Origin of the sequence: Nocardioides sp. LS1 (assembly GCF_003865225.1) — a bacterium.
GTDB classification, from domain to species: domain Bacteria; phylum Actinomycetota; class Actinomycetes; order Propionibacteriales; family Nocardioidaceae; genus Nocardioides; species Nocardioides ginsengisegetis.
In genome coordinates this window covers 274,362-286,885 of sequence record NZ_BIFF01000005.1, presented here as the reverse complement: position 1 = coordinate 286,885, position 12,524 = coordinate 274,362, and the positions used below count along the sequence as shown (strand labels likewise).

Below are 12,524 nucleotides of genomic sequence, written 5' to 3'. Positions count from 1 at the left end.
CAGAGGCTCTCAGAACGCAGTGTCCGGCCCCGACACACACCTCTGGGTCAGCAGTGAGCTTCACTGTCACCAGTCTCTGCCCTGGTCGCGGACCACCAGCACTCGTTCAGTGTGCAAACGAATCTAGGCTGGCCATATCAGCCGGCGGCTTGCAGGTGCGAGCCAGACGGGCCGCGGTGGCTCTGACGGGTCGGTTCACTTCCGCACTGGATGCAGGAATGGGGTGCGTTCGGTGAGGTGGTCATCCGGCCACGGCGATCCAGTCTGCCGGTGCTGGCTCGGGTGAGTGTGCCGGGTGGGTCGTGACCGCATCAGCAACGTCTGAAGCGGGCGTCGAGCTGCCGGTGGGTCCGGCGATCCTCTTCTGCCCGGCCGATCGGCCGGACCGCTACGGGGAGGCGCTCGAGCGCGCCGACACCGTGATCATCGACCCCGTCCCGGCGGGAGTGGAGCTGGGGTACTCCGGTAGGCGCGACTGGATCGGTATGACGATCGTCTGCCTGAAGGAGACGCCGATGCAGGCGATGGTGAGTACGGCGACGATCAGACGTGGGTCTCTGCCGGAGGTGTGCCCTGTCAGCGCCGCGTCCAACGGGTCCTCATCTCATGCGTTCACTCTGTGCGCCACCGGTCGTCGGCGCGGGGTCGACGGAGGCATGAGTCACAGCGGATGACGGAGCCATGGCGTCGAGGGATGGACGAACTACGCTGCTCATCATTGACTACCATCAGCATACAGAGTAAATATGCGTTGGCGACGGCGTCCGGCCCAGCCCTGCCGAAGGTGGATGTCCCGGCCGGAGCGGTGAGAGTCTTCGGAGGACCTGGGTGTGACGACGACCGACGACGTGAAGCTGCCGTGCCCGAGCTGGACGAGTGCCGGCGACGCTTCACAGTTGTATCCCAGCTTGCAAGGAACTTCGAGCCATGCTGGTGGACGACGCCCTGGGGCGGGTCTAGGAGACGACGATGGCCTTGCTCGACGGGCCGACGGCCTGAACCGTCCGAAGCGCGTGGACACCACTTACTGGTCGACCGTTCCCGAGGCCGCAGGCAGTGCAATCAATCAGTACACATGTTATCGATCGACCTTATGCTCTGCCGTGATCGGCAGATCGGATCACCCTTCGGAAGGTGGCGTTCCTGAATGTCCGTGAATCTGGCCCAGGTCTGGCTCGGCGGAGACGTGTTCGGCTGGTCGGCCGACGCGCACGAGGCCCTGCAGGTGATGGATGCGGCGTACGAGGGCGGGATCCTGGCGATCGACACCTCGGACGTCTATCCGGCCTGGGCCCACGAGGGTCGGATGGGGGTCTCCGAGGAGATCATCGGCCGTTGGGTGTCCAGTCGTGGAGTCCGTGCCCAGGTGACGATCGGGACCAAGGTCGGCTACTACGCGATGCCGATCGTCGGCGGCATCGGGTCGAACGTGATTCACAGCCAGATCGACAAGTCCCTGCGCCGGCTCCAGACGGATTACGTCGATATCTACTACGCCCACCGCGACGACGGCGGAGACCTGCACGACACGTTGACGGCCTTCAGCGAACTGATCAAATCTGGGAAGATTCGCTCCTATGGCTTGTCGAATTTCTCTGCCGCACGGATCCGCGAGGCGGTCGAGATCTGCAACCGCGAAGGACTGCCCCGACCGGCCGCGATCCAGACCCGGTACTCGCTGCTGTCGCGCGACTTCGAGTTCGACATCCGGAACGCGGTGAGCGCCGGGGAGTTGGCCGTGATCGGCTACTCGGTCCTGGCCCACGGCTTCCTGACGGGCAAGTATCAGGCCGGGGTCGAAGCCAGCACCGGCCGAGGTGACAACTCGGGCGCGCACTACTTGAACGATCTCCAAGCCTGCGCTGTACTCGAGGTCGTGCGGGAAGTGGCCGCCGCACACGCGGTCTCTCCGGCTGCGGCTGCGATCGCATGGGTGCGCCAACAGCCGACGGTCGCCGCGGCGATGTCGAGTGCGCGCAAGGTCGAACAGCTCGCTCCGATGATCGAGTCCCGCACCGTGGAACTGACTGCCGAAGAGGTAGGACGGCTCGAGCAGGTGTCGCGGAAGAGTCCACCGAGAGTGCGATTCTGGTAGTCCGGGACGGCGGAGCGGGTGCCGCCACGATGCTGGCGCCGGGAACATCTGCGACGACGTCCGACCCGTGGCCAGACGCCGAGTCGGTCAGCAATTTCTGGGACGAGGTCCGCGTCCAGCTGGCCAAGTCGTTCCCGAAGGTCGGGCCGCTGATGGACGACGCCAAGGCCTAGGTCCTCGCGTTCACCGCGTTCCCCAAGGCGCACCGGCAGAAGATCTGGTCGACCAACCCGCTCGAGCGAGTCAACAAGGAGATCAAGCGGCCGCTCGCGCGTGGTCGGGATCTTCCCCAACCCCGCCGCGGTGATCAGGCTCGTCGGAGCCGCAAGTGCGGCAGAGGTGCCCACGACGATCCCCGACCCCGGGGTGACGACCACGTGAATGACTACACAGGAGGAATTGGAACGATGAATGGAGCTAAGCGCTTCGCCGGCAAGACCGCGATCGTGACTGGTGCCGGCGCTGGAATCGGCCGGGCAACCGCCCTGCGCCTTGGAAGTGAAGGAGCGCGAGTCATCGCAACCGACATTGTCGACGCGAGGCTCGAGTCGCTCGCCAACGAGTGGGCCGACGACTCTCTAGTCACGGTTGCCGGCGACGCCTGTGACAGCGAAGTGGTTGCTGCGGTAGTGGCGCACGCACATGGGCGGATCGATCTACTCGCCAACGTGGCCGGCGTCGCGGATAACTGCCAACCGGTGGCCGAGACCGATGACCTGCTCTGGGATCGAGTAATCGACGTCAACCTGACCGCGCCGTTCAGGCTCACCCGGGCGGCTCTTCCAATGATGCTTGAAGCAGGGACCGGCGCAATTGTCATGGTCTCCTCGGTAGCGGGGCTACGTGGCTCCGCGGCCGGAGCGGCATATACGGCTTCAAAGCACGCCCTCATTGGGCTCACACGCAATCTTGCTTTCGTTTACTCGCCGCTCGGGATCCGAGCCAACGCGGTCTGCCCAGGGCCTGTCGACTCCAGCATCGAATTCACATGGCAGTCGAAGTTGGCGAAGGATCGATTCGAGTCGGTCTGGCCTGTGGTCATGCCACCGTCCGTGCCGGCCAGCCGGATCGCTTCCTGCATCGCCTGGCTGGGAAGCGACGATTCAGCGAATGTGACCGGCGCGATCTTGCCAAGCGATGGCGGCTGGACCGTCATGTGAACGCGGGCGGAGCCGAAAGGCGCCTCGCCGTCGATTCCAAGCCGCCGATCCACGCCTGGTATATCCGGCCACCGTCGCCCCTCCGCAAGAGCTCTCACCCACACACCCACTAGCCATGGAGGGGCGACATGAACTTCGAGGAAAGGAGAGTCCCGTGGAGTGGTGGGGATTGAGGACCGGTGTGGTGGCGTGGCGTAGGCGGCCATCGGGGGGAGCTTCGGTGTGAAACGACCGAGTCACGCACTGAAGGAGAACCACCGATGGCCTTGTCCCAGTCTGCCCTGTCCGAGCTCCTCGAGGCGTTCCGCACCGGCGATGGCGTCGACATGATCCGCGAGTCGGTCCGCACCGTGCTCTAAGAGCTCGTCGAGTTCGAAGCCGCCGGGGTGATCGGTGCCGAGCGCTACGAACGCACCGAGGACCGCGTCACCGAACGCAACGGCACCCGACCCAAGCTGTTGGTCACCAAGGCCGGCGACATCGAAGTGAGGATTCTCAAGCTCCGCAAGGGCTCCTACTTCCCGTCCATCCTGGAGCCCCGGCGCCGTATCGACCAGGGTTGTACGCGGTGGTGATGGAGGCCTATGTCCACGGCATCTCGTCCAGGAGCGTGGACGACCTGGTGGCCGCGCTGGGCGCTGACAGCGGGAGCAGCAAGTCCGAGGTATCCCGGATCTGCGAGCAGCTCGATGAGGTCGTCGGCGCGTTCGGGATCCGGCCGTTGGACCACAGGCGCTCAAGCGGTCCTGCCAGGGCTCCGCGCACCTCTGCCAACGCTGTCGGGTCCACTTCGCTCGCAACCTGCTCGCCCACGCCCCGAAGTCCCACGCCAACATGGTCGCCGCGGTGTTCCGCACCGTCTTCGCCCAACCCGACCCGAAAGCAGTCAACGCAGCGTGGGACCAGGTCCGCGACCAGCTCACCGCCTCGTTCCCGAAGGTCGGGCCGCTGATGGACGACGCGGAGGCCGAGCTCATCGCGTTCACCGGCTTTCCTAAGGCCCACTGGCGCGAGATCTGGTCGACCAACCCCCTCGAGCGGGTCAATAAGGAGATCAAGCGCCGCAGCCGTGTGGTCGGGATCTTCCCCAACGCGCGGCCGTGATCAGGCTCGTCGGCGCGGTCCTGATCGACATGCACGACGAATGGATCGCCGGCGACCGCCGCTACCTATCCGAGGAGTCCATGGCGCTGCTCAACACCACCATGGATACTGGAGATCACGCCGCCATCGAGAGGGGCGAGTAGGGCACCGAGGACCACCTCATAGCCCACCACCCCGCGGGACTCTGTCGAGGGGGGTCATGATCGGGTCCCACCAAGGACGATTCCCATCGTAATGAGACCGACGACCATCAACTCGGCGGCGAACATGGCAAGGACACTCAAGGTCAGAGCCACACGGGCACGCGCCATGCGTCTTGGCTCGTCGTCGTCGTTAGGTCATCGACGACAGGTCGGCGAGCCTAGGACGACGTGCTCGCCGCGCATCTTGAGGCATCTAGGACGTACTCGCTTGGAGTTCGTCGACGAGCTCCCCTCGCAGCTTGACCGCCTCTCGAGGGAGGTTCCACGTAAGGATGGCAACCTTTCGCCTGTCGTGGTGGTAGGCGACCGCGAACCTGCCGTCCTCCGGATCGCCGCGCACGATCGTCGTTGCCGCCTCAGCGTGAGGAATCCCGTAGACCTGTACCTTCACGTCGTACTGATCGGTCCAAAAGTAGGGGATCGGAGCGAAGGGCTCGACGGCCTTGTCCAGGAGGGCACGAGCCGCCGCCACGCCCTGTTCGATAGCGTTCGTCTGGTGCTCGATTCGCACGCGTCGCCGGTAGATCGGGTGGATCCAACTAGCCACATCCCCTGCTGCGACGATGCCTGGCGCGGCCCGACAGAACTCGTCGCAGTCGATCCCCTTGGTCAGCGAGAGCCCATTCCCAGCCAACCATTGCGTGTTTGGTACGGCCCCGACCGCCACCAGGACGAGGTCCGAGTCGAGCGTCGACCCGTCCGTGAGTTCCACGCCTGTGACGTGGCCAAGCCGTTTCTTGAAGTCTGCCACGCCGGCACCCAAGTGCATCTTCGTTCCGTTGCTGAGGTGTACGGCGGCCATGCGCGCCGCCACATCCTGGCCCAGTTGACGAATCATCGGCCCGGGGAGCGGATCGATGATGTCGACATGCATACCGGCCTTGCGCGCAACAGCGGCGACCTCACAGCCGAGAAACCCAGCCCCGATGATGGTCAGCCGACGCCCGGCTGTCAGCTCAGCCCCGATCGCCGCGGCATCATCCAGGGTCCGGAGCACGTGCACGCCGTGCAGCTCATGCCCGACGCCCATACGGCGCGGGGAGGCGCCGGTGGCGATCACCAAGCCGTCGAACTCGACATTCGATCCATCCGAGAGTTCGACACGTCGGTTCGCTCGGTCGAGAGCAACTGCAGACACACCAAGCCGCCAGGACGCGCCGAGCGCTTCGAGTTCGTGTTCGTGGCGAAGGAAGGTCCGCTCGTGACTCCAGGCACCGGCAAGAACGTGCTTTGACAGTGGCGGTCGTTGGTACGGCAGGTGAGTCTCCGACCCAACGATCGTCAAGCCACCGTTGAACCCTTCCTTACGCAAGGTCTCAGCGGCCGCAAGCCCTGCTTGCGACGCACCTACGATGACCACGCGTCCCGGAAGTCTGGTTTGCATGGTCATTGACGGGGCTCCGTTGTTCGGGTCTGCGTGAGCCGCTGCCCTGCTCCATTGCCGCGCAATGCGCCCCGCGGCGCATCTCGGTGCGGCGGTGGCGGCCACGGACCAAGGAATTAATCGGTGTACAAAGGAAAGTCTACTCTGGGATGCGCTGGGCCGGTCAACCCGGCCCGCACGCGCGCCTTCGTGGACCGTGGAGGTGGAGCGCGCGGATCAGGACTGCGGAACCCGGGTGCCGCCGCTACTCCTTCGGAGGGGATTCGATGAACTCTGTGCACGCGCACGGGGGAGTCGTGGCCCGCATCGCGGGGACTGTTTTCGGTCGAGTTCGTGGCGACATGTGGGTGTGCCGCGTTCAGCGCCCGTCGCGCGTGAAGCGAAGCGACGGGCGCTCATAGTCCTCGTGTCGTCGACGCCTGGAGAAGCGCAGATCGATGCTATGATCCGCACACTGAACGTGATGTCTGACTAGGGTCCGGAGTGCGAGCAGCCCGTCGGTTGCCGGCGGGCTGAGCGATGCGCTGCCGGTCGTCAAACACGAGCCGAAGGACATCTCCGACGCAGTCGCACGGCTGGTATCGGAAGATGCCGGTACATCACCGGGGGTAGTGCGCCCCGTCGAGGCTGGCGTCGCAGCAAGTGTCGATTGGTTCAACTCTCAGAATGGAGGTGGCGATGCCCAGGGTGGCCTTCTTCGCCAAGGTGATAGCGAAGCCCGGGCAACGCGCCCGGTTACTGGCTCTCTTCGACAAGGCGTCGGAGCATGCGCAACGGGAGCCGGGTACGCTCATCTATGCGGTACACGCGGTGGATGACGAATCGGACGCCGTCTACCTCTACGAGCTTTACGAGGACGCGCAAGCGCACAGGCGTCACTCGGATGGTCACGCGGTTGCGGTTCTGCGCGCGGGTCTTCCCGAGCTTGTGGAGGAGCCCATCGCCGTCACCAAAGGTCTGTACCACGGCGGATTCGGGCTCTGCGTTGAGGATCCGGATGACAACCCGACTGAGACATAGCGCCTGCGCGCGGTCAACGGCACAGGCACAGGGGAGTCGAAGGGTCTGTTACAGGGATAGGTGACATCTGATCTGCCTCGATGTGTGTCGGCGCTCGAAGGATGTGCACCGTGCCGACGGCGTTTCCCAGGGAGTTCCGCGAGGACGTGACCCGGGTGTACCGGCACTCTGGCTCCTCGATCGCTCAAGTTGCCGAGGACTTGGGTGTCTCGGCGTCGTGCTTGAAGCGTTAGCTGGACATCGACGAGCGTGACTCGTCGCGCCGGTCAGGCCCGTCGAACTCTTCGGCTGCGGGCGAACCCGGCACCGACGCCGAGCACGAAGGAACCCAAATTGGCAGCCGCGCCGTGCCTCATGCGGATCAGGAGTCGTAAGAGGGCGGCGCTGGGGGATCCAAGGTTCAGCACCAACATCCGCACGCACGGCTACCCGACGAACAGTGCGGAGCAGGCCACCATCGAGTCGGAGTTCTCCATTCGGATGGACGGCGCGGAACCCGCACAGCGGCGGAGGGCCGTCGGCCCCGGAGCTCACGCTCAAGCGGGATCGAGGTGCTGCTCGCGGATCATCGAGATCATTGAGTGCGTTCTGGGCAAGATACGAGGCGCACGGCGGTCCCCCCGGCATCAGGCAGACTCCGCGCTGCACATCGCGACGTAGGTCATCTGCGAGAGGTCACGAGGCCATCGCGAACATGATCGGCATGAGCGTCATTGCGCCGCTGCGTAATCCCGAACAGCTCAAGATCCTCATGGAGGACCCTGCGGGCGTCGCAGCACACAAGGTGAAGAACTGCCTCGCTCGCAAACGGTCGACAAGGTCGAGTCGAGTCGGATCGCCGTGGACGACGACGAGATCGGCGGTCAGCTGATTCGGGCGTGTGGGGCGTGATGGCCTCCCTGGTGGCGGCCAATCGCGATCCCGAGGTGTACGGAAAGTGCCCGCGGACGTTGGGCGAACTCGATGTGTACCGCCCTGGCATCTCCCACCACGTCGCACTCGGCTTCGGGTCGCATCAGTGGGCGCCGGCCAGCACCGTGCGCGCTTGGAGCTGGCGGAGGCTTCTGTGCAGCGACCGGAGTTGCGGATCCCGGGAAGGCGTGCTCGAAGGACTTCCCCGTATGGGCGGCCGCGCATGCCTGCTCGGTGACGCGGGCGACGTGATTTACTCCGCATACTGAGGACTTGACCTTCTTGTCGGAGGCCGTCACGCTCTGGTTACGCAGTGTACGTCGTAACTAGGAGGAGCCAAGGATGGCCAGCTCGCATCAGGCGGAACGCAACAGTGTGGTTACTCCAGGCGTCGAGCCGACGCCCGTCGGACAGTTGCCGCCCGTCGGCCAGGTCCCGAGCCATATGCATGCCCAACTGGTGCGCCAGGATCGTTTCGGAGATCCGGCGACCGCCTTCGTGGCGGAGGTCGTTCCAACCCCGGACATCAGGCCCGACGAGGTGTTGATCGGCGTGATGGCCGCCGGCATCAACTACAACAACGTATGGGCCGCGCGTGGCTACCCCGTGGACCAGATCGCCACACGTCAGCGGCGGGGTGAGACTGAGGACTTCCACATCGGCGGCTCTGACGCCTCCGGAATCGTCTACGCGGTTGGCGGCGAGGTGAACGGGATCGAGGTGGGTGACCACGTCGTCACCCATCCTGGCGTCTGGGACGCCGACGACGCCTGGATCGCCCGTGGCAAGGACCAGATGACGGCGCCGACGGCCAGGATCTACGGCTATGACACCAACTATGGGTCCTTCGGGCAGTTCACCCGTGTCCAGGCTCATCAAGTGCTGCCCAAGGCGGCCCATCTGACGTGGGAGGAGGCTGCTGCGCCTACGTTGGTGGGCACCACGGCGTACCGCATGCTCCACGGCTGGCAGGGGAACGTCGTCAGCGAAGGCGATGTCGTCCTGGTGTGGGGCGGGTCAGGTGGACTTGGCAGTCAAGCGATCCAGCTCGCTCGGCTTGCGGGCGCTATTCCGGTCGCGGTCGTATCCGAGCCCGAGCGGGGTGCCTACGCGGAGAAGCTCGGCGCCGCCGGTTGGATCAACCGGCGAGACTTCAACCACTGGGGGGTTCCGCCCCTAGTCGACGACGCGGCTGGCCAGAAGGCCTGGACGGCGGAGGCACGCACCTTCGGGAAGAGGATCTGGGACATCGTGGGTAGCAGGCAGGACCCGGCTATCGTCTTCGAGCACCCAGGCGCTGCCACCATTCCGACCAGCATTTTCGTCTGCGAGACGGGAGGCATGGTAGTAATCTGCGCGGGGACCACTGGATACGACGCGATGGTCGACCTGCGATACCACTGGACGCGACAGAAGCGGCTTCAAGGCTCCCACGGCACCAACGACGCGGAAGCGCGTGCCTACAACGATCTCGTCCTCGCGGGCGCGATCGACCCGGCTCTTGGCCGGACGATTCGGTTTGAGGATATCCCCGGCGCGCACGCGGCCATGGGTCGGGGCGAAGAGGTGTTCGGCAACGTCTCGGCGCTTGTTGGAGCCCCGCATCCTGGCGCCGGGGCGGACCTGTGATGGGTGTCGACACCGGTGCGCAGTCCTCGGTCAGAACGTCGGTGAACGAACGGGTCGCCACGGTCACGATCGATCGACCCGACGCCCTCAACGCGCTGAGCGAAGCCGTGATGCGCGAGCTGACTGACGCGGCGGTGTACTTCGATGCTGACCCGTCCGTCGGCGCAATCGTCATCACTGGCGCCAACGGCGTCTTCGCTGCGGGTGGCGACATCAAGGAGATGCAAGGCCGCAGCTTCAGTGACCTCTACAACTCGCAGTGGTTTGCGGCATGGGACAGGTTGACCGCTCTTCGCACCCCGACGATCGCTGCCGTGCCCGGCTTCGCCCTCGGCGGCGGCTGCGAGCTTGCCATGCTGTGCGACATCATCGTCGCCGCAGACACTGCCAAGTTCGGTCAGCCCGAGGTTAAGCTCGGTATCCCGCCGGGCATCGGCGGATCGCAACGCCTGGCTCGCGCGATCGGCAAGTCGAAGGCAATGGAGATGTGTCTCACCGGCCGGATGATGGGCGCGGAGGAAGCGGAGCGGAGCGGTCTCGTCTCCCGTGTGGTCCCGGCTGACGAGCTTCAGGAAGCGGCTCATGAGCTGGCGCGAGAGATCGCGTCGAAGTCGAGCCTCGCCGTGGCGTCGATCAAGGACTGCATCAACAGGAACTACGAAACGAGCCTGTCCGAGGGAGTCCTCTTCGAGCGGCGAGCCTTCTATGCGGCGTTCGCCACTCAGGACCAGAAGGAAGGAATGGCGGCCTTCATCGAGAAGCGGCCGGCCAACTTCGTCCATCGCTGAGACAAAGTGGCCGGCTGCGCGTCGAGCACGCGCATGCCGGTCGGCCCGCCTGCCCACCAGTTCCTTTGGCTCGAAGTACGTGCCATCGATGTGGACGAAGAGGTACGACCGACTGGCCCTCGGGAGTTGGAAGTATGAGCCGCCATCGTGGTGACGCGGGTTCGAGCACGTCGTTGAAGCCGATGCCACCACGGTAGGTGACAAGTGAGCACCGGACATCCCCTTCAACGACTGAGAAGCAGAGCGCGATCTGGCGGAAGTTGGAGTGCCCTGTGTCGGCCGTTGTGGAGGGCGCACACGGAGCGCCGTCGGCGGTCGCGCGACCGGGGCGACGCATCGCCGCGTCATTGACAGTCTGAGAGAACGGCTATAGCCTCGGCCAAGTTCATCTGTACACTGAATGATCTGGCGTGGCGGTGTCCTGCAGACCTTTGGACGAGCGCCGGTGTGGAGGTGACCGAATGATGTTCTCGACGCTCTCGAGTGAGGGCGGTAACCGACGGGGTGTGACACGGGTGGAAGACAGGCTGGAGTTGAGATTGCCTGTCGGGCCGGCGATCCTCTTTTGTCCTGCGGATCGTCCTGACCGCTATCACAAGGCGCTGGCAAGCGCGGACACGGTGATCATCGATCTTGAGGACGCCGTCGCCGTCGACAGGAAGGGCATGGCACGCGAGGCGCTGGCAACGGCACTCCCTCACCTTCCTGTGGAGCGGACGGTCGTCCGGATCAACTCTCCGCGGACCGCGGATGGTCGAGCCGACATTGACCTTCTCTGCAAGTCGAACCTCCGCTTCGTGATGGTTCCCAAGGTCGAATGCCCAGAAGATATTTCGTCCCTCGCACCGCTGTCGGTGATCGCACTGTGTGAGACCGCCCGAGGTGTCGAGGCCGCCCCTGATATCGCCCGACTCGACGATTGTGTCGGCATGATGTGGGGGGGAGAGGACTTGACGGCCGACATCGGTGGACGGCGCAGCCGGCGTAGCGATGGAAGCTACCTGCCCCACGTCGAGTACGCCCGCAGCAGGGTCCTGATAGCCGCAGCCGCTGCGGGGATCTCGGCCTGGGACGGTGTCTACCTGGACATTCCTGACCTCGTCGGGCTTCGCGCTGAGTGCGACGAGGCGGTCGCGATGGGTTTCGCAGCGAAAGTGGCGATTCATCCGACGCATGCAGACGTCATTCGTCAGGCCTATCGCCCGACTCCAGCCCAGCTGGCCTGGGCGAGGAAGCTGTTGGCCGCCCTGGAGAAGTCGGAGTTCGGGGTCGTGAGCTTCGAGGGCCAGATGGTCGATGGGCCGGTCGTAGCCATGGCTCGCGCGATTGTGGCGTCCCAGCCGCATCAGTCTCTCACCAGCTAACAACGCATGAAGGATATCGACAATGTCAGTGCTTTTTGAGGTCGACAACGGCGTCGCGACGGTGACGATCAATCGTCCTGAACGCATGAACGCGATGGATGGGGCCACTTACGAAGCGTTGTCGCATGCGTGGATCCGGATCCGCGACGACGTCGAGATACGCGCCGCGGTTGTCACCGGCGCTGGCGAGAAGTCGTTTACCGCCGGCGCAGACCTTAAGTCCTTCGTCGGATCCGCGGGGGATCTCTCCGAGTTCTGGAACACGCAGAAGGACCCACTGCTCAATCGCGGCCTGGAGGTCCACAAGCCGGTCGTTGCGGCCGTCAACGGTTACTGCTTTGGCGGTGGGGTGACGTTGCTCTTGGCCACCGACCTTCGGGTGGCGTCGTCGCATGCGACCTTCGCCCTGAGCGAGGTCAAGAGGGGGCTACTTCCCGCCAACGGTGGAACTCAACGTGTCCTGGAGCAACTGCCTCATCCTATCGCGATGGAGATGCTGCTGCTCGGTGAACCGGTCGATGCGGAGACTGCACAGCGGTGGGGACTGATCAACAAGGTTGTACCCGCTGACAAGTTGATGGAAGAGGCGTTGAGCTACGCGAGGCGTCTCGCCTCCTTACCCCCGCTCGCTGTGCAAGCGTGCAAGGAGCTTGCGATCCGCGCGCGAGACATGGATCGGCCCTCGGGCCTGCGCTTGGAGGAGACGATGCTCCGCATGCTCAAGTTCACTGACGATGCGGCTGAAGGCATCGCGGCCTTCGCCGAGCGACGCGACCCTGTCTGGCAGGGGCGCTAGGGCTCTTGGTCACCAAGTGCGCCCCACGGCACTGACCGCTCACGTGCCACACAACTTCATAAGCCGGTA

9 protein-coding genes and 2 pseudogenes are annotated in these 12,524 nt (G+C 64.7%); 10 read left to right on the top strand and 1 reads right to left on the bottom strand.

All coding sequences use genetic code 11. The annotated features are described in order from the left end of the window. Window positions 1–302 precede the first annotated feature (302 nt). The 5 genes and pseudogenes from EJF31_RS22155 (at window position 303) to EJF31_RS15510 (ending at window position 4,502) form a co-directional block, all read left to right on the top strand. Window positions 303–674, top strand: coding sequence for a hypothetical protein (locus EJF31_RS22155; protein WP_221767599.1), 372 nt, complete (start codon window positions 303–305; stop codon window positions 672–674). Between the two features lie 479 nt (window positions 675–1,153). Beyond that, window positions 1,154–2,095: an aldo/keto reductase gene (locus EJF31_RS15525; protein ID WP_185736303.1), complete on the top strand. Its 942-nt coding sequence runs from the start codon at window positions 1,154–1,156 to the stop codon at window positions 2,093–2,095. Window positions 2,096–2,193: 98 nt separating this feature from the next. Further along, window positions 2,194–2,419 (top strand): annotated as a pseudogene (locus EJF31_RS15520) (transposase); the annotation flags it as partial. 53 nt (window positions 2,420–2,472) lie between these two features. Next, complete coding sequence (locus EJF31_RS15515) at window positions 2,473–3,255, top strand: SDR family NAD(P)-dependent oxidoreductase (protein ID WP_221767598.1); 783 nt, start codon at window positions 2,473–2,475, stop codon at window positions 3,253–3,255. Window positions 3,256–3,515: 260 nt separating this feature from the next. Further along, window positions 3,516–4,502, top strand: a pseudogene (locus EJF31_RS15510) (transposase). 253 nt (window positions 4,503–4,755) lie between these two features. Here EJF31_RS15510 and EJF31_RS15505 read toward each other — a convergent pair. Then, entirely contained in the window at window positions 4,756–5,946 is a 1,191-nt protein-coding gene (locus EJF31_RS15505) for an NAD(P)/FAD-dependent oxidoreductase (protein ID WP_260430934.1), read from the bottom strand. A 666-nt stretch (window positions 5,947–6,612) separates the two neighbouring features. Between EJF31_RS15505 and EJF31_RS15500 the strand changes: the two genes are divergently transcribed. From EJF31_RS15500 to EJF31_RS15480, 5 genes are all read left to right on the top strand, one after another. Then, a complete protein-coding gene (locus EJF31_RS15500; RefSeq protein WP_125038045.1) occupies window positions 6,613–6,966 on the top strand; it encodes a putative quinol monooxygenase in 354 nt (117 codons plus the stop codon). A 1,254-nt stretch (window positions 6,967–8,220) separates the two neighbouring features. Further along, complete coding sequence (gene ccrA, locus EJF31_RS15495; protein ID WP_125038044.1) at window positions 8,221–9,507, top strand: crotonyl-CoA carboxylase/reductase; 1,287 nt, start codon at window positions 8,221–8,223, stop codon at window positions 9,505–9,507. Beyond that, window positions 9,507–10,295 carry an enoyl-CoA hydratase-related protein gene (locus EJF31_RS15490; protein ID WP_125038043.1) on the top strand — a complete coding sequence of 263 codons (789 nt, stop codon included), beginning with the start codon at window positions 9,507–9,509 and terminating at the stop codon, window positions 10,293–10,295. Before ccrA ends, EJF31_RS15490 begins: the two co-directional genes overlap by 1 nt. Before the next feature lie 464 nt (window positions 10,296–10,759). Beyond that, on the top strand, window positions 10,760–11,659 hold the full coding sequence (locus EJF31_RS15485; RefSeq protein ID WP_125038443.1) for a CoA ester lyase: 900 nt from the start codon (window positions 10,760–10,762) through the stop codon (window positions 11,657–11,659). A 22-nt stretch (window positions 11,660–11,681) separates the two neighbouring features. Further along, window positions 11,682–12,455 carry an enoyl-CoA hydratase/isomerase family protein gene (locus EJF31_RS15480; RefSeq protein ID WP_125038042.1) on the top strand — a complete coding sequence of 258 codons (774 nt, stop codon included), beginning with the start codon at window positions 11,682–11,684 and terminating at the stop codon, window positions 12,453–12,455. The last annotated feature ends 69 nt before the right edge of the window (window positions 12,456–12,524 follow it).